General features: G+C 73.9%; 12 protein-coding genes and 1 pseudogene. 7 read left to right on the forward strand and 6 right to left on the reverse strand.

Annotation, left to right across the window (positions count from 1 at the left end; all coding sequences use genetic code 11):
• Positions 1-268: 268 nt before the first annotated feature.
• Positions 269-1,909, reverse strand: a complete 1,641-nt coding sequence (locus HUT10_RS03350) for a CdaR family transcriptional regulator (protein WP_254896655.1) — start codon at positions 1,907-1,909, stop codon at positions 269-271.
• 88 nt (positions 1,910-1,997) lie between these two features.
• Positions 1,998-5,573 carry a discoidin domain-containing protein gene (locus HUT10_RS03355; RefSeq protein ID WP_176169804.1) on the reverse strand — a complete coding sequence of 1,192 codons (3,576 nt, stop codon included), beginning with the start codon at positions 5,571-5,573 and terminating at the stop codon, positions 1,998-2,000.
• Positions 5,574-5,787: 214 nt separating this feature from the next.
• Between HUT10_RS03355 and HUT10_RS03360 the strand changes: the two genes are divergently transcribed.
• Positions 5,788-6,222: an SRPBCC family protein gene (locus tag HUT10_RS03360; protein ID WP_176169805.1), complete on the forward strand. Its 435-nt coding sequence runs from the start codon at positions 5,788-5,790 to the stop codon at positions 6,220-6,222.
• Positions 6,223-6,225: 3 nt separating this feature from the next.
• Here the strand turns inward: HUT10_RS03360 and HUT10_RS03365 are convergent.
• Positions 6,226-7,097: pseudogene (locus HUT10_RS03365) on the reverse strand (MerR family transcriptional regulator).
• Positions 7,098-7,448: 351 nt separating this feature from the next.
• Between HUT10_RS03365 and HUT10_RS03370 the strand changes: the two are divergent.
• The 4 genes from HUT10_RS03370 (at position 7,449) to glgC (ending at position 11,180) form a co-directional block, all read left to right on the forward strand.
• A complete protein-coding gene (locus HUT10_RS03370) occupies positions 7,449-7,841 on the forward strand; it encodes an STAS domain-containing protein (protein WP_176169806.1) in 393 nt (130 codons plus the stop codon).
• A gap of 24 nt (positions 7,842-7,865) precedes the next feature.
• Positions 7,866-8,666 (forward strand): carboxypeptidase-like regulatory domain-containing protein, encoded by an 801-nt coding sequence (locus tag HUT10_RS03375; RefSeq protein ID WP_254896656.1) that lies wholly within the window; start codon positions 7,866-7,868, stop codon positions 8,664-8,666.
• Between the two features lie 145 nt (positions 8,667-8,811).
• Positions 8,812-9,966, forward strand: coding sequence for a glycogen synthase (gene glgA / locus HUT10_RS03380; protein WP_176169807.1), 1,155 nt, complete (start codon positions 8,812-8,814; stop codon positions 9,964-9,966).
• A complete protein-coding gene (gene glgC, locus HUT10_RS03385) occupies positions 9,963-11,180 on the forward strand; it encodes a glucose-1-phosphate adenylyltransferase (protein ID WP_176169808.1) in 1,218 nt (405 codons plus the stop codon). Before glgA ends, glgC begins: the two co-directional genes overlap by 4 nt.
• Positions 11,181-11,186: 6 nt before the next feature.
• Here the strand turns inward: glgC and HUT10_RS51760 are convergent, their stop codons facing one another.
• On the reverse strand, positions 11,187-11,318 hold the full coding sequence (locus HUT10_RS51760) for a hypothetical protein (RefSeq protein ID WP_303246938.1): 132 nt from the start codon (positions 11,316-11,318) through the stop codon (positions 11,187-11,189).
• Positions 11,319-11,725: 407 nt separating this feature from the next.
• Between HUT10_RS51760 and HUT10_RS03390 the strand changes: the two genes are divergently transcribed.
• Positions 11,726-12,763 carry an NADPH:quinone reductase gene (locus tag HUT10_RS03390; RefSeq protein ID WP_176169809.1) on the forward strand — a complete coding sequence of 346 codons (1,038 nt, stop codon included), beginning with the start codon at positions 11,726-11,728 and terminating at the stop codon, positions 12,761-12,763.
• Positions 12,764-12,920: 157 nt separating this feature from the next.
• On the opposite strand, the gene HUT10_RS03395 is transcribed toward HUT10_RS03390, so the two are convergent.
• Positions 12,921-15,659, reverse strand: a complete 2,739-nt coding sequence (locus HUT10_RS03395) for a BTAD domain-containing putative transcriptional regulator (RefSeq protein WP_176169810.1) — start codon at positions 15,657-15,659, stop codon at positions 12,921-12,923.
• A gap of 115 nt (positions 15,660-15,774) precedes the next feature.
• Between HUT10_RS03395 and HUT10_RS03400 the strand changes: the two genes are divergently transcribed.
• Positions 15,775-16,242 carry a hypothetical protein gene (locus HUT10_RS03400; protein WP_176169811.1) on the forward strand — a complete coding sequence of 156 codons (468 nt, stop codon included), beginning with the start codon at positions 15,775-15,777 and terminating at the stop codon, positions 16,240-16,242.
• Positions 16,243-16,244: 2 nt separating this feature from the next.
• Here HUT10_RS03400 and HUT10_RS03405 read toward each other — a convergent pair whose 3' ends face one another.
• The gene (locus HUT10_RS03405) at positions 16,245-17,192 is read right to left on the reverse strand and encodes an alpha/beta hydrolase (protein WP_176169812.1); all 948 of its coding nucleotides are present in this window, start codon (positions 17,190-17,192) and stop codon (positions 16,245-16,247) included.
• Positions 17,193-17,278: the final 86 nt, after the last annotated feature.

The following is a 17,278-nucleotide window of genomic DNA, read 5'->3' on the forward strand; positions in this document are numbered from 1 at the left end:
GGCAGGATCACCTCGGACCGCGGACGGGAGACGACGGCGTGACGCACGGCCGGCTCCCTTCGTTCGACGCGGCAGGCGAGTTCCGGGGAAGAGTGGTGACGACCGCCCCCGCCGCCAACGCAATTTCCGCAGCCCTCGCGTGACCGGAGAGGCATCACGCGTGACTGGCGGGGCATCACGCGTGATTGGGCGGGCATCGCGTCCGATGCCCCGCTGATCACGCGTGTGTCCCTTCCGGACACGCGTGATGCCTGGTTCCGCACGGGCGTCAGGTGGGTGGTGGGGCCACGACGCGGAGCTGGAGCATGGCCGCGAACCTCGCCTCCGGGTCCGTCATGTCGAAGCCGCCCACCTCGGCGAGGCGGCGGAGGCGGTAGCGGAACGTGTTGGGGTGGACGTGGACCGCGGCCGAGGCGGCGATGACGTCACCGAAGGCGTCGAGCCAGGCTCGGAGGGTCTCGACGAGGTGGGCCTGGTGCTGGGCGTCGTAGGCGAGCAGGCGGGCCACCACGCCGGTCGGGCGGTCCCCTCGCGCGGCGACCAGGTCCTGCAGCTCCAGCAGCAGGGCCTCGACGTGGACGTCGGCCAGCAGCGCGACCCGGCGGCCGGCGCCGCTGCCCGCGCGCAGCACGCGCAACGCCCGGTCCGCGCTGCCGCGGGCTTCCGGCAGGTCGGCCGCGCTGCGCGCCACCGGGCCGATGCCGACCACCGCCCGGACGCGGTCGCCGACCCGGTCCAGGAAGTCGCGGGCGATCCGGAGGGCGCGCTGCTCGGCGTCGGTGTCCCGGGTCACCGGCACCAGGCCGTACGCCGTGTCGCCGACGAGCGCCGCCGCGCACCGGGGGTGGACCGCACTCAGGTGCATCGCCAGCCCGTCGCTGAGCCGCTGCCGGTCGGCGGCGAGCTCGGCGTCGGCCGCACCGGTCCCGACCACGGCGAGCGCCAGCACGACGACCGGCTGGTCGGCCAGGCCGAGCCGGCTCAGCGCCTCGCGCGCGGCGGCCCCGCCTTCGAGCGCGGTGCTCAGCAGGTCCGCGCGCAGCCGCCGCTCGACGTCGGCGCCGGCCCGGATGCGCAGCAGGTGCAAGGCCACCAGGCTGGCCGCGTCGCGCAGGGCCCGCGTCCGGTCCGGCGTGAGCGGCTGGGTCACCGCGGCCCAGATCGAGCCGAGGATCTCGTCACCCGCCCGGACCGCGACGGCGACCCGCGGCACCATGAACCCGTCGGGGCTTTCCGGCGGGCGGTCGACGTACACCGGCTGGTCGCTGCGGTAGAGCTCGGTGAACACCCCGCGCTCGGCCAGCATCCGGGCGAACCGCTCGGGCACCTGACGGCCCAGGATGGTCTCGACGCGCGACGGGTCGGCTTCGTCCTGTCGTCCGGAGAACGCGAGCACGCGCGAGCGCCGGTCTTCGATGGTGACGGGCGCGTCGATCAGCGCGGCGATCGCGTTGGCCACCGCGAACAGGTCGCCCGACGGCAGCCCGGCGAGGGTCTCCGGCTGCGCGTCGCCGACGTCGCCCTCGGCCAGCAGCGACCGCAGCATCGCGGCGAGCTGCGCCCAGGACGCGCCCCGGGCCAGCCCCAGCACCGCGACACCGGTCTCCTCGACGGCGGCGGCGATGGCCGGGGTCACCGTGACCGGGGCGCGCAGGACGAGCCCGGCGGCGTCGTGGCGGGCCAGCGTCCGCAGCTGCCGGACGATCTCGTCCGGTTCGGCGAGGCCGACCCCCAGTACCAGGGCGTTCTGCGGCAGCGCGGGTTCGTCCAGCGGATCGTGGATGGCGACGCCACCGATGCCGCCCTGGCGTTCGCCGTCGCCGAGCACGAGGTCCAGCAGCGTGCCGCCCAGGTCGTCGAGGACGCGGCCGAGGCCGGCCCGCGGGCGCAGGTTCACGGAAACGAGCACCTCCCGAAGCTAGGCGGGACGTGACCAGCGTAGTTCGTCGCGGCCGACGAATTCAGCTCCCGCGTTGGTCGCGGGCTACGAATTCCCGCTAGATCAGCTTCGCGGCCACGTTGTACGCCTCCACCAGCAGTTTCGCGTGGGGCACCCGCCGCCGCGGCTCGACGCGGACCGTGCGGCTTTCGCCCGGCAGCAGCCAGAAGTAGTTGTCGCCGTAGCGGGTCGGCAGCACCCGGTCGGTGCCGTTCTTCTCCCGCAGCGACAACCGGATCATCGCCGCCACCGTCCGCCCGTCGTTGCGGACCGTCGCGGTGTAGGCGTCGCCGTCGGGACTCAGCGACGTCGTCAGGCGCGCGCCCGGGAGCTGGTTGAGGGCCCGCATCGCCGTGTCCGTCCGGTACCGCCAGTACGTGTTCTCCGACAGGACCGTGCCACGGCCGTCCGTCAAGGTCAGCCGGAGCAGGTGCAGGTCCGGCAGGCCGTCGGCGAACGGGACCGTGAACGCGGCCGCGGCCGCATCCGGGGCGACGTCGAGCTGCTGCTGCACCGGCGCGCCGAGTGACGCGCCTTCCAGGGAGAACAGGCGCGCGGTCGCGGTCACGCCGGTCAGCGCGCCCGGCGTGTGGTTGACCACCCGCACCTGCCACGTCGTCAGGTCGGCCTGGACGTGCCGGGCCTCGCAGCCCTTGCGCGCACCGTAGTAGCTGCCGTTGACGTCGAGGTCGTAGTCGTAGGTCTGCCACACCGTGCTGTGCCACGCCGGGTGCGACATCCACAGCAGCACGCCGGTGGCGTCGGACCACAGTTTCGCGTTCCACGCCTCGAAGATCGCGCGCATACTCTCGTAGTTGACGAACTGCGCCTTGCGGCAGAACTCGGCCAGGCTCGTCGACGGCGCCAGCCGGGCGTCGATCGCCGCCAGGTAGCTCTGCGGGGACTGGTTGCCGTTGGTGGACCAGTCGTGCAGGAACCACGGTGCCCCGATCGGCCAGCCGGGGTCACCGGCGCCGACCAGGTTGCGCATGCTTTCGACGACCGAGACCGTCGGCAGGCCGATCTCGCTCCAGAACCCGTACTTGCCGCCGGTCGCCTCGCCGGTGAAGTACCGCTTCGGGTCCTGCCAGTAGTAGGGACCGTCGCCGGTGATCACACCACCCGCCGAGTTGCCCTGGTAAAGCAGGTCGGTGTTGGAGTGGACGATCTCGCGCAGCGCGTTGTCGATCACCGCCGGCGGGGTGCCCTCGTTGCAGCCGAACCAGACGGTCGCGCAGGCGTGGTGGCGGTAGCGCAGCACGGTGTCCTGCGCCTGGGCCAGGAAGACGTCGTGGTTGGCCGGGTCGGTCGACCAGCCGTCCCAGAACTCGTTCCACAGCAGGATGCCGTACTTGTCGCAGGCGTCGAACAGCTCCGGCCGGTACGAGGAGCCGACCCAGTTGCGGATCAGCGTGAAGTTCATGTCCCGGTGCATCGCGACGACGGCGTCGGCGCGCTCGGCCGGCATCCGGCGCAGCAGCTCGTCCCAGCCCCAGCTGCCGCCGCGGGCGAAGATCTTGACGCCGTTCACCAGGAACGTGAGCGGCTTCGGGCTGTTGTCGACCGACGCGGCGTCGGTCCAGGTGTCGCCGTCCTGCGACACCTGGATCTTGAACGTCGCCGCGTAGGCGGTCTCCCAGGTCAGCACGACGCGGTCGAACGCCGTCGGGGCGCCGAGGTCGACCTGCAGCCACTGGTTGTCGCTGTACTCGGAAGTCCAGCGCGTGTTCGGGTCGCCGTCGAAGGCTCGCTCGGGCGGGTTGCCGTCGGCCACCGACTGCGACGCCGACGGCTTGCCCTGGGCCAGGTCGGGGCCGGAGCCGTTCAGCACGGCCATCGTCCAGAGCGAGAAGCCCCAGCTGGTGGCGCGCCGGAGCCCTTGCATGCGGACGAACCGGGCGTTCTGCGGCCCGAGCTCGACGGTCTGGGTGGCCCGGCTGTCGGCGATGACGATCGGCAGGTCGTAGCGGTAGCCGATCTCGCGCAGGCCGATCCGGACCGTCCGGCGGTCGCTCGTGGCCGCGCCGATCGCCGCGGTCAGCGTCAGGTCGTACAGGTCCGGGTCGCCGTAGCCGTTGGGCCACCACAGCTTCGCGTTCTCGACCCGCTGTTGGGGGAACCCGACGTCGGTGGTCCGCCCGGCCGGGACGGTGACCGTGCTCGACACGCTCACCGGGCCGAACGCGGCGGTGACCTTGACGCGCTGGGCGGTGGGGGCCGCGTTGCGGACCGGGACGGTCAGCGTCACCAAGGCGGTCTTCCCGTCCGGCACCTTCGTGTCGACGCGGACGTCGCCGAGCACGGCGGCGCCGGTGGAGCGCAGGCGGACGTGGTCCCAGAGACCGGACGCGCGGTCGCGCACCGCGGGCATCCAGTCCCAGCCGGAGACGGCGAGGTAGGTCGGCGAGTTGTCGAACATCGTGCCGCCCGCGTCGACCCAGGAACTGCCGTTCGCCCCCTTGTCGCCGGGGCTGCCGGGCCGCGGCATGGGTGAGATCTTCACGGCCAGTACCTGGTCCCCGGTGCGGCGGAGCGCGGCGGTGACGTCGTGGACGCCGCGGCCGAACGGGTGGCTCTGCGTGGCGATCTCGGCCCCGTTGAGCCAGATCCGCGCCTCGTGGTTGACGCCGTCGAACTCCAGCCAGACGTGCCGCCCCGGCGAGGTGTCCAGGCCGCGCGGGAGCGCGAAGCGGCGGCGGTACCACCACGCGTGGCGGGAGAGCGCTTCCGGGACGTGCAGGTTGTTCATCCCGGACACCGGGTCGGGCAGCTGTCCCTGCTCGACGAGCGAGGCCAGCACGGTGCCGGGGACGGTCGCCGGGAGCCAGCCGCGGGTGTCCACAGTGGTCCCCGAGAGGGCCGTGCCGTCGCCGGTGGGCGCCCAGTCGTCCATGGTGAGCACCCAGCCGGATTCGAGCGGCACGGTGCCGTCGGCCGCCACGGCGAGTGCGGGCGGGTCGTCGTGCGGGCGCACCGGGAAGCTGGTCCAGCCGCGGACGGCGGGGCGGGCTTCCCGGCTGGTGCCGAAGACCTGGAAGCCGTTGAGGCCCAGCGGGTTGCCCGTCGAGCGGCGGCTCGCGGTGAAGCGGACCCAGCGCGCCGTGACGGCCACCGGGATGGTGACGACACCGCCGGTGCCGGCGTCGGTGTGGTGCACCGTGCGCCAGGCCTTGCCGTCGCCGGAGACGTCGAGGTCGAACGCCGTCGCGTAGCTGGACTGGACCTCGAAGCCGCTGGTGCGGGAGCGGGAGGCGCCGGCGTCGAAGGCCGGGTCGCCGGGCCGGGCTTCGAAGGTCAGCACGACCGATTCGATGGCGCAGGAGGCCTGCAGGTCCACGACGATCCACTGGCCGTCGCCCTGGGCGGCCCGCCAGCCGGAGCCGCGGACGCCGACCTCGGCGAGCCCGTCGACGGCGAACTCGGCCGGGGTGGCGGCGTAGTCGGTCGAGGAGACCTGGACCGGCCGGAACAGGGCGAGATCGCTCCGGCGGCTCTCGGGCGCGGCCGGCGCGGCCGCCGCCGTCCCGGGCAGGACGGCCGCGAGGCCGAACCCGGCGAGCAGCCCGGTCCCCGCGGTCAGGACGTGCCGCCGGGACACCGCGGCCACCTCCGCGCGCTCGTTCTCCTCCGCCATGCGGACTCCGTTCTTCGGGCGGCAACCGGGACCTGGCGGGGCGGGGCGCCGTGGGGGTGACAACGTTGCCAGGAAGCTTCCGCCGCGACCGGCGACAGGGTCAAGAAGACAAGGAGGACAAGAATTCGGAAGATTGACATCGATGTCTCACCGTGCTCCGGTGACCGGCGCACCCTAGAATTGCAACGCAGTTGCAGCGATTCGGGAGGCGAACATGGTGCAGGTCGAGCGGACGGTCACGGTGGGCACACCGATCGGGGCGGTGGCGGAGTACCTGGCCGACTTCGCGCACACGGAGGACTGGGACCCGGGCACGATCTCGTGCACCCGCACCGATCCGGGGCCGATCACGGTGGGCGCCCAGTGGCACAACGTGTCGGAGTTCCGCGGCCGGAAGACGGAACTGGACTACCGGCTGACCCGCCGCGAGCCGGGGAAGGTGACGTTCGTCGGCGAGAACAAGACGGCCACCTCGACCGACGACTTCACGCTCTCGGCCGGCCCGGACGGCACGACGGTCCGCTACCGCGCGACGATCGAGTTCCACGGCCTGGCGAAGCTGGCCGGCCCGCTGCTGAAGCGCGAGTTCGAGCGGCTGGGCGACGAGGTGGTGCCGGAGCTGAAGCGGGTGCTGGGCGAGCTGAACTGAGCCTCAGGCCTGGGCGTGCGCCACGGCCAGCTCCATCGCCGACGCCAGGTCGTTCACCCACCGGAAGCCCCGGTCCCCCAGGTGCGCCCAGCCCGGTCCGGCCGTGCCGACCTCGCGGCCCAGTGCCCGGATCCGCGCCGCCAGCAGGTCGTCGGCCGTGGTCGGCGCCATCGACCACAGCACCACCAGCACCGGGTCGAGGCGGGCGGCCAGGTCCGCGACCGTCTCCGCCGGGACCAGCTGGCCCAGGTACGCCACCGGGACCGCCGCCTCGGCCAGGGTGGCCCGCAGCGCCTCGATCGGCAGCGAGTGCCGCTCCGCCGGGCAGCACGCCAGCAGCACCGGGCGGCCCGGGACCGCCTCCGGGAACCGGCGGCTGAAGCGCTCGAAGGCCAGCGAGATCTCCGACGTCAGCGCCCACTCCGACGCGAAGCACGTGTCACCGCGCTGCCAGCGGTCGCCAAGGCCGCGCAGAACCGGCGCCAGCACGTCGGTCCAGGCCGCCGCCGGGCCCAGGGTGCCCAGTGTCTCGTCCAGCAGACCGGCCACGGAGGCGTACCGCAGCTCTTCGGCGGCGTCGGTGAGCTCGCGGGCGCGCCGCGACGCCGGCACCTCGAGCCCGGCCGAGGCGCGGTCGAAGGCCGCCTCGGCGGCCTCCCGCACCGGCATCCGCGCGCGACGAGCCGCTGCATGTGCTGCAGGCGGCGCACGTCGGCGTCGGAGTAGCGGCGGTGGCGGCCGGCACCGGCGGGCGGGCCGATCCCGTACCGCGCGCTCCAGCTGCGCAGTGTCACCGGCGACACCCCGAGCAGCTCCGCCACCTTGCCGGGCGCCCAGGCACCGGCGACGGACGGCGTGTCCTTGTCGGGTTCCACCTTGCCCCTTCGCCTCGCGGACGCGAATTGTCGAAGTCTAGCGAGGAGAGGCGGCCGCACGGGCGCGGACACGGGGGCCGCGGCGGGGACGCGGCGGCCGGGCGATGGCCTGCCGCGTCCCCTCCGGCGCCGCCCGGCGCCGGTGATCCGGCCCGCGTCAGCCGGATCCGGCCGGCGCGCGGCGTGGCAACCGCCGCGGCCGGCGACGGGCGCGGAACCCGTACCCGGATGACGTTATACCGCTGCGCAACGGTTGTGCATCGGATTCGCTCGGATGTCGCAGCCGCGGTGTGGATGATCTTGCGCCGTGGCGGGTACCCCGTGGGTGGGCGCCCGAGGAGGAGAGAACCGATGACCGACCACCCGACCGTCGGCCCGGCCGTCACGACGGACGACGGGGTCGTGACCGTCCGCTGCGCGGGCGAACTGGACCTGCACCACGCACAAGCCCTGCGGGACTCCCTGCTGGGCCCCATCCGCGCCGGCGCCCGCGGCGTCATCGCGGACCTCACCGACACGAGCTTCTGCGATTCGACCGTCTTCAGCGTGCTGGTCGAGGCCTACCGGGAGGCCGCCGCCCGGAACGTGCCGTACGCCATCGCCGCCGGCGAGACCGCGGTGACGCGGCCGCTGCAGCTGCTCGGCCTGGACCGGCTGCTTCCGCTGCACCCCGAGCCCGGCACCGCCCGCGCGGCCGTCTCGGGCCGGGCCTCGGCCGGCTGCGGCGACGCCGGTCGGGCGTGACCGTCCGTCCACGGCAGCCGTGGCATGATCACCCCGTCAGCCCTGGTCCGCCTGCTCCGCCTTCGTCAGCTTGACGGTGATCGCAGTTTTCTGCGCCATTGCCGTGCTCACCACCGGCCTGGCCGTTCCAGGGGATCAGCCGATGGGCCGTCGCTGATCGTCATCGCGTCGGCAGGCGCCGAGGCCCGGCTGGTCGCCGAGCTCTGGGACGAGCACCTGTCCGGGTCGTGGATTTCGATCCAGGACCGGGCGGGCCTCGGCGGCAGCCCGCAGGCGGGCGTGACGCTCGACCCGGACGTCCACCATCGCCGCGGCCGTCTGGAGCCGGAACGGCGGCGCCCCGCACGAGCGGTTCCGCGGGCTCGACTCCGGGAGCGGCGACCTGGCCGCGGGCGAGACGCGGACGTTCACCGAAACCGGCACCGTGCCCCGGGCGCCACCACCCACGGCGGCTTCCACCTCGCCGGCAACTTCGGGATCGACCCCGGCCCGCTGGACGGGCGGCCCGAGGTCGACGTCTTCGCCCGCGTGCCCGCCCCGCCGGGCACCACCGCCGGCGTGCTCTACCACGACGACGACGCCGACTACACGGTCGACGCGGGCGAGGCGATCACCGGCACCGCGGTCGAGCCGGTCGACCGGGTGGACGGCTCGGTCGCCGCGACGGCCGTGTCCGACGCGCAGGGGCACGTGGCGTTCGGGACCGTCCCGGCCGGCTCGTACCGCGTGCGCGTCGACGGCTGGGAGGAAGTCGACAGCGGGGCCGTCTCCGTCGGCACCTGCTGGTACTGCGGGGAGGAGTGGGCCCTGCGGTACCGGCACTGATCTCCGGCGACTGATCTCCGGCGGTGGTCCGGCGCACGCCGGGCCACCGCTCTCCCGGTGATCACCGGGCCGTGACGGAGAACTCGCGGAATTCCCCTGTCCGCCAGACTGCGCCGCAGGCCGTCGAGGCCATAGGGTTCGCATCATGAAGGTCGGCCTGCTCACCCGCGAATACCCGCCGGAGGTCTACGGCGGCGCCGGGGTCCACGTGGAGTTCCTCGCCCGGGAGTTGCGATCGCTGGTCGATCTCGACGTGCACTGCTGGGGTGCCGACCGCGCGGACGCCACCGGGCACACGGATCCCCACGGGTACCGCCAGCCCGCGTTCACCACCATGGACATCGCCGTCTCGATGGCGAACGCGCTCGACGGCCACGACCTCGCGCACAGCCACACCTGGTACGCGAACCTCGCCGGGCACCTGGCGAAGATGACGCACGGCATCCCGCACGTCGTGACCGCGCACTCGCTGGAGCCGCTGCGGCCGTGGAAGGCCGAGCAGCTCGGCGGCGGCTACCGCGTGTCGTCGTGGATCGAGCGCGAGGCGTACGAGGCCGCGGACGCGATCATCGCCGTCAGCGGCGGGATGCGCCGGGACGTCCTGGCCGCCTACCCCGACGTGCCGCCGGAGCGCGTGCACGTGATCCACAACGGCATCGACACCACGCTGTACCGGCCGGACCCCGGCACCGAGGCCCTGGTCAAGCACGGGATCGACCCGGACCGGCCGTACGTGCTGTTCGTCGGCCGGATCACCCGGCAGAAGGGCGTCCCGCACCTCGTGCGGGCCGGCGCTTCGCTCGACCCCGGCGTCCAGCTGGTGCTGTGCGCGGGCGGCGCCGACACCCCCGAGCTCGACGCCGAGTTCCGCGGGCTGGTCGCCGAGCTGGAGAAGACCCGCACCGGCGTGCGCTGGATCCCGGAGATGCTCCCGCGCGACGAGGTCGTGCAGCTGCTCACCCACGCCGCGGTGTTCGCCTGCCCGTCGGTCTACGAGCCGCTCGGCATCGTGAACCTCGAGGCGATGGCGTGCGGCACGCCGGTGGTGGCCAGCGACGTCGGCGGGATCCCCGAGGTCGTCGACGACGGCCGGACCGGGCTGCTGGTGCACTACGACGAGCAGGACCCGCAGGGGTTCGAGGCGGGTCTGGCCGCCGCGCTGAACGAAGTGGTCGGCGCCGGGGACCGTGCCGCCGCGATGGGCACCGCCGGCCGCGAACGTGCGGTCGGCGAGTTCGGCTGGAAGGCGATCGCCGAGCGGACGGTCGCCCTCTACGAGGCGTGCGGGAGGTCGCTGTGAACAGCGAATGCCATGTCCTGGGCATCGTGCTCGCGGGCGGGGAGGGCAAGCGCCTGATGCCGCTGACGGCGGACCGGGCGAAACCGGCGGTGCCCTTCGGCGGCACGCACCGGCTGATCGACTTCGTGCTCTCCAACCTCGTGCACGGCGGCATCCGGCGGCTGTGCGTGCTGACGCAGTACAAGTCGCACTCGCTCGACCGGCACATCTCGACGACCTGGCGGCTGTCCTCGCTGACCGGCGAGTACGTGACGCCGGTGCCCGCGCAGCAGCGGCTGGGCCCGCGCTGGTACCAGGGCAGCGCCGACGCCATCCACCAGAGCCTCAACCTGGTCCACGACGAGAACCCCGAGTACATCGCGGTGTTCGGCGCGGACAACATCTACCGGATGGACCCCCGGCAGATGCTGGAGGCGCACGTCGCCTCCGGGGCGGGGGTCACCGTCGCCGGCATCCGCGTCCCGCGGAAGGAGGCGAGCTCGTTCGGGGTCATCCGGACCACCGACGGGCTGCTGATCGACGCGTTCATGGAGAAGCCCGCGGACCCGCCGGGCCTGCCGGACTCGCCCGAAGAGGCGTACGTGTCGATGGGCAACTACATCTTCACCACCAAGGTGATGCTGGAAGCGCTCTACGCCGACGCCGAAAACGCCGCTTCGCACCACGACATGGGGCGGGACATCATCCCGGCGCTGGTCAAATCGGGTGAGGCGGCGGTCTACGACTTCAACACCAATGTCGTACCCGGCGAAACCGAACGCGACCACGGTTACTGGCGCGACGTCGGTACCATCGACAGCTACTACGACGCGCACACGGACCTGATTTCGACGCACCCCATCTTCAACCTCTACAACCGGCGGTGGCCGATCCTGGCCCACCCCGGCCAGCGGGCGGCGGCGAAGTTCGTCGAGGGCGGCTCGGCGAACCAGTCGATCGTGAGCAACGGCTGCATCATCTCCGGGGCCCAGGTCGTCGACTCGGTGCTCTCCCCCGACGTCATCGTCGAGCAGGGCGCGGTGGTGCAGGGCTCGGTCCTGCTCGACGGGGCCCGGGTCGGCCGCGGCGCGGTGGTGCGGCGGGCCATCCTGGACAAGAACGTCGTGGTCCCGGCCGGGGCGCACATCGGCGTCGACCTGGCCCGCGACCGCGGGCACTACCACGTCAGCGAGGGCGGCATCGTCGTGCTGGGCAAGGGGGAACGGGCGATCTGAGCCCGGTCAGGGGCGGGTGGCGGCCGAGATCCGCTCGACGACCTGCCGGGGGTCGATCCCCCAGCGCTCGGCGAGCTCGGAGATCGACGCTCCCGCCGCGTACTCGGCGGCGATCAGGCGGTCGACGACGCCGGCCACGGCTCACTCCTCGGCCACGGGTGCTCGGGCACCGGAGATGCTACAGGTTCGTCGCGGACGTCGAACGACGTGCTGCACGTTCGCTCACCGACCGCTTTTGTCCGGCTCCCGCGGCGGATTCGGCGTATTCGCCTTGGCGCGCGTCGCGCTGAACACGGCGTCGAAGATCGGCGTCGGCTCGACATCATCCCGCTTCGGCCGCTCTTCCCCGGGTTGCGCTTTTCCTCTCCCACGCGCCCAGTTTCTGCGACGACCGCCGATTGCGCCGGGGCCGACCCCGAAAATCGCCCGCCCGGGGGATCACCCGCGCCCGAATTTCTTGCTTTCCGGGACCGAAAAACGATTTCCCGTTGCGCATTTCCGCTGCTGCCGGGAATATCCCGCGCCGCACGCGGGTTGCACCGGACATGAAAGCTGTCGTCTACCGCCGCCACGGCGGACCCGAGGTGCTGGAGCTGTCGGAGCGGGCCGTCGCGGACCCGGGGCCGGGTGAGGTGCGGGTGCGGATCGTGGTGTCCGCGGTCAACCCCACGGACTGGAAAGCACGCAGCGGTCTCCGCGCCGAGCCGGGAGCCGAGGTCCCGGAGACGGTACCCAACCAGGACGGCGCGGGCGTCGTCGACGCGGTCGGCCCCGACGTGACCGGGTTCGAGCCGGGCGACCGGGTGTGGACGGTCATCGCCGCCGCGTACCGGCCGGAGTCCGGCACCGCGCAGGAGTACACCGTGCTGCCGGTCTCGAAGCTGGTCAAGCTGCCCGAAGGCGCCGGCTTCGACGACGGTGCCGGGCTCGGCATCCCGGCGCTGACCGCGCACCGCGCGCTCACCGTCGCCGAGGACGGGCCGTCCCGCCTCTCCCCCGGCGCGCTGGCCGGCCGCACGGTCCTGGTCAGCGGCGGCGCCGGCGCGGTCGGCAACGCGGCCATCCAGCTCGCCCGCTGGGCCGGGGCGACGGTGATCGCCACGGTCAGCAGCGACGAGAAGGAAGCACTGGCCCGTGCGGCGGGCGCCGACCACGTGCTGCGGTACCCGGACCCCGCGCTGGGCGAGCGGATCCGCGCGATCGCCCCGGACGGGGTCGACCTGGTGGTCGAGGTCGCGATGGGGGTCAACGCCCAGCTGCACACGGAGGTCCTGCGCCCCCGCGGCACGGTCGCCACCTACGGCGACGACCGCGGTACCGGGACGGTGACGCTGGACTTCGGCGCGAACCTGTTCCTCAACGCCCGCTACCAGTTCCTGGTGCTGTACACGGTGGGCGAGGACAAGCTCCGCGCGGGCGCCGAGGACATCACCGCGGCACTGGCGGACGGCGCGCTGGGGGTCGGCGAAGAGCGCGGGGTGCCGATCCACCGGTTCCCGCTGGAGGAGACGGCGAAGGCCCACGCGGCGTCGGAGGACGGGATCACCGGGAAGGTGCTGATCGACGTGGGTCCGGCGGACTGAGTCCGGTCGGGTGGGCCTGCGCAGGCCCACCCGAGCCCGGCCGGTCGGACCGAGCGCTCCGGCCGCTGCCGTACTTGCGCCCGCGTGGCCTGGCTGTCCGACCACCGCCGCACGAGCGGGCCCGACCGGCATTCCTGTCTCCCGACCGGAATGCCGGTCAGGACAGCGCGGCTTCCGCCCAGCCGATCTCCTCCTGCACCGCACGTCCCGCCCGCAGGTTCCGGTCCGCCTCCGCCTGCCGCCCCAGCGCAGCCTCGGCCGCGCCCAGCCCCAGCAACGCCCGCGCCTCCTGGGCCCGGTAGCCGATCCGGCGTGCCGTCGTCAGGGCCACGCCGTACGCCGACACGGCCGCACACGGGTCGCCCGTCGCGTGGGCCGAGGCGCCCAGGCTGTTGGCCGCCATCGTGAGCAGCAGCGGGTGGTTCAACCGGGCGAGGATCGCGCAGGCCCGTTCCGCGTGCGCGTGGGCCTCCGCCGGGCGGCCGTCGGCCAGCAGGACTTCGGCCGCGTCGATCCGGCTCCACGCCTCCCCGAACGCGTAGTCCGCCTCGACCGCCGCGCACACCGCCCTCTCCGCCGTCGCCCTGGCCTCCGCGAGGCGGCCGAGCCGTGCCTGCACCAGGCCCAGCTGCGCGCTCGCCAGGATCGCCCCGTGCGCATCACCGAGTTCCTCGCGGATCGCCCGGGCCCGCGCCGCCGACGTGAGTGCCTCTTCGTACCGGCCGAGCACCTCCTGGGCGTTGCTGAGGTTGCCCCAGGCCGTGCACGCGACGTCGTGGCTGCCCGTTTCGCCGGCCAGCACCAGCGCCTGGCGGTACAGCCGGACCGCGTCGGCGTAGCGGCCCAGCATGCCGTGCACCGCGCCCATCCGGGCGAGCGCCGCCGCTTCCGCCGTACGGTCGCCGGAGGCGCGGACCAGCCTCAGCCGCTCCGCCGTCGTCTCCACCGCCTCGGCCAGCCGCCCGGTTTCCCAGTGCGCGGTCGTCAGGTTGGCGAGGCCGAGCTGCCGGGCGTGCGGGTCACCCAGCCGGTCCGCGGCCCGGGCGCCCGCGCGAGCCAGCGCGGTCAGCTCGTCGCGGTGGCCCTGCTCCCGCAACGCGGCCACCGCGCGGTCGGCGATGCGCCAGGCGTGCTCGTCGTGGCCTTCCAGCGTGGTGACGGCGACCAGGTTGGCCCGCTCGGCGGCGAAGGAGTACTCGCCGTCGCGGTAGTGGTCCAGCAGCCGGGTCAGCGCCGCCTCGGTCTCACCCGGCTCCGCCACCGCCCGCGCGTGCTCGGCGATCAGGTCGTGGAAGCCGTAGCGGTCCGGGGCGGGCTGCCGGAGCAGGTGCGCGTCGAGCAGGTCTTCGAGCAGCCGCTCGGCCTCCGCGAGTCCCGTGCCGGCCGACGCGGCCGCCGCGGCGGCCGTGAAATCGCCGCCCGGGTGGCAGCCCAGCGCACGGAACATCCGCCGCTGCGGTGGCGTGAGGTCGCGGTAGGACAGCGCGAACGCCGCCGCGACGTCCCGGCCGCCCGCGCGCAGCTCCCCCAGCCGGCGCCGTTCGGAGCCCAGCCGCGTCACCAGGTCTTCCACCGTCCACAGTGGACGAGCCGACAGCCGGGCGGCGGCGATCCGCAGGGCCAGCGGCAGGTACCCGCACAGCCGCGCGACCGCGGCACCCGGCCGTCCCCCGGCGGCCGCGGCGAAGAGGGCTTCGGCTTCCGGCGGTGGCAGGACGTCGAGGGACAGGGCGAGCGCGCCGTCCACCGCGGCGAGCCGGCGACGACCGGTCACCAGCACCCCGGCGCCCGCGCCGCCCGGCAGCAGCGGCACCACCTGGCTCGCCGAGCGGGCGTTGTCCAGCACGACGAGCAGCCGCCGCCCGGCCACCCGTGAGCGCCACAGCGCGGCGCGCTCGTCGAGCCCGTCCGGCTGGCGGCTCGCCGGCACGCCGGTCTGCATCAACAGGGCGGCCAGCGCGGCTCCGGCCGGCAGCGGGTCGCGGCCCGGCGTGTGGCCGTGCAGGTCCACGAACAACTGCCCGTCCGGGAAGTCCCGGGCGGCCAGGTGCGCGACGCGGACCGCGAAGGCCGTCTTCCCGACCCCGGCCATCCCGTCGACCACCACCGGCCGCCCGGTGCGCAGGGCCGTTACGGCCGCCGCGATGTCGGCCGCGCGGCCGGTGAAGTCCGGGACGTCGTAGGGCAGGAAGCACCGGCCCGGCGCGGGTTCGTCGTGCAGCAGCTGCTCGTAGGACGCCCGCAGCGGCGCGCCCGGCGCGATCCCGAGCTCGTCGGCCAGGCGCCGCTTCGCGCGCTGGTAGACGTCGATGGCATCGGCCTGCCGTCCCGCCCGGTGCAGTGCCCGCATGAGCAGCCCGACCAGGCCTTCGCGCAGCGGGTGCTCGGCGACCAGCGCGGTCAGCTCGGCGACGGCGTCCCCGTCCCCGGCGTCGACCTCCGCGGCCAGGCACTGCTCCAGTACGGCCAGCCGGCGCTCCGCCAGCCGCCCGGCGTCCGGGCGCAGCGCGGCGCTGTCCACGCCGGCGAGCGCCGGACCCCGCCAGCAGGCCAGTGCCGCCCGGTACTCGCCGCGGGCGGCGAGGTCCTCGAACCTGTCGAGGTCGAACTCGCCCGGCCGCAGCGCGAAACCGGGGCCTTCGGCGGTGAGGACGTCCTCACCGGCACCGGCCGCGACGAGCGTGCGGCGCAGCGCGGTGGTGAGGTTGCGGACCTGCCGGACCGCGGTCGCCGGCGGCTCGCCGTCCCACACGACGTCGACCAGGCGGGACACCGGCACCACCCGGCCGGCGCCGAGCAGTAACGCGGCCAGGATGCGTCCCTGGCGCGGCCCGGACGGCGCGATCGGCCGCCCGCCGCCGAGCACTCGCACCGGACCCAGGACGCGGAACTCCATCACTCACCCCGCGGCCGAGGTTAGCCACCCGCCCGGCGGCGCCGGTGCGGAAGTGATGCAGCTGTGATGCACCGCCCGGGCAGCGTCGGGGGCCGGAACGACGGAGGGACAGCAGATGCGCAAGTGGGGTTACGCGGCGCTGGGCACGGCACTGGTGGCGACGGTGCTCGGCCCGCCGGCCGCGGCGGCAGGCGACCAGGCGGGCGAGCAGTGCCGGCGGGCGTTCGACCACGCCGTCTGGGAGGACATGGACAGCTACAACAAGCGCGACGCCGCCCGCTACCGCGCGATCATCCACCGCGACATGGTCACCGTGGGCCGCCGGGGCAACCTGTACATCGGGTACGACGCGAACGTGAACCCGGTGCTGGAGCAGTTCAAGGTGCCCTACGAGTATTCGATGCCGTGGACGGTGACACACACCGTCGTCGAGGACTGCAAGATGGGGTTCGCGATCCTCGACGCGCACTACCTCGAGCCGTCGCACGGCATCGACCGGCACTACACGATCAGCCTGACGCTGGTGCGGGAGCACGCCCGGTGGCAGGTCGTGAAGGACACGGTCACCGAGGTCGTGCCCTGACCTCAGCCGAGTCCCCGCCGCAGCGCGTCCAGCTCGTCGGCGAACATCCGGCGGGAGACCTCCGCCGTCTCGACCATGCTCGAGCCGTGGAAGGTGCCCGGGTAGAGGCGCAGTTCGACGGGGACGCCGGCGTGGGCGAGGCGCTGCGCGTAGGCGATGCCTTCGTCGCGGAGCGGATCGAACTGGCAGGTCGTCACGAAGGCGGGCGGCAGCCCGGCGAGGTCGGTGGCCCGCGCCGGGGCGGCGTACGGCGAGACGTCGGGGCCGCCCGGTTCGGTGCCGAGGTAGCTGGTCCAGCTGTGGATGGCGTTCGGCCGGTGCCAGACCGGCGTGTCGGTGTAGTCGCGCATCGACGGGGTGTCGAGGCGGTCGTCGAGTTCGGGGATGCCGAGGTACTGGAAGCACAGCCGCGGGCCGCCGCGGTCACGGGCCAGCAGCGCGACCGCGGCGGCGAGGCCACCGCCGGCGCTTTCGCCGGCCACGCCCAGGCGCGCGGGATCGATGCCGAGCTCGTCCGCCTTGGCGGCCACCCAGGTCAGGGCGGCGTAGCAGTCTTCGACGGGCGCCGGGAACGGGTGCTCGGGGGCGAGCCGGTAGTCGACCGAGGCGACCACGATGCCGAGCTCGTCGGCCAGGCGCAGGACGTGCGCGTCGAAGGTGTCGAGATCGCCCATGACGAACCCGCCACCGTGGATGTAGAGCAGCCCGGGCACGGCGGCGGTCCGGTTCGCGGGGGTGTAGACGCGGACCGGGACATCGGGGGCGTCGGAGGGCCCGGGCACGGCGATGGTGCGGACTTCGACCGGGTTGGCGGGTTCGTGGGCGGGGAGGATCCGGCCGAGCTGCGCGATCGAGGAGCGCGCGGCCAGGAGGGAGTCGTGGTCGGTGAGGGTGACGGCCGGGAGCATGTCCAGCCAGGGCAGCAGCTCGGGATCGATCGCGTAGGTCATGCCCCCGATCATCGGCCGGGAGGAGGGAAGGAGGCCACCGCCAGGCGGCGGGCGTTGACGGGAGGAAACCAGCCACCCGGCGGCGG

This window comes from Amycolatopsis sp. Hca4 (genome assembly GCF_013364075.1).
Classification (GTDB): Bacteria; Actinomycetota; Actinomycetes; order Mycobacteriales; family Pseudonocardiaceae; genus Amycolatopsis.

Coding starts and splice junctions, on each gene's coding strand:
- HUT10_RS03390 (WP_176169809.1), top strand. CDS start 11,726: ATGAAAGCTGTCGTCTACCGCCGCCACGGCGGACCCGAGGTGCTGGAG.
- HUT10_RS03355 (WP_176169804.1), bottom strand. CDS start 5,573: ATGGCGGAGGAGAACGAGCGCGCGGAGGTGGCCGCGGTGTCCCGGCGG.
- HUT10_RS03400 (WP_176169811.1), top strand. CDS start 15,775: ATGCGCAAGTGGGGTTACGCGGCGCTGGGCACGGCACTGGTGGCGACG.
- HUT10_RS03360 (WP_176169805.1), top strand. CDS start 5,788: ATGGTGCAGGTCGAGCGGACGGTCACGGTGGGCACACCGATCGGGGCG.
- glgA (WP_176169807.1), top strand. CDS start 8,812: ATGAAGGTCGGCCTGCTCACCCGCGAATACCCGCCGGAGGTCTACGGC.
- HUT10_RS03375 (WP_254896656.1), top strand. CDS start 7,866: ATGATCACCCCGTCAGCCCTGGTCCGCCTGCTCCGCCTTCGTCAGCTT.
- HUT10_RS03370 (WP_176169806.1), top strand. CDS start 7,449: ATGACCGACCACCCGACCGTCGGCCCGGCCGTCACGACGGACGACGGG.
- HUT10_RS03405 (WP_176169812.1), bottom strand. CDS start 17,192: ATGACCTACGCGATCGATCCCGAGCTGCTGCCCTGGCTGGACATGCTC.
- HUT10_RS03395 (WP_176169810.1), bottom strand. CDS start 15,659: ATGGAGTTCCGCGTCCTGGGTCCGGTGCGAGTGCTCGGCGGCGGGCGG.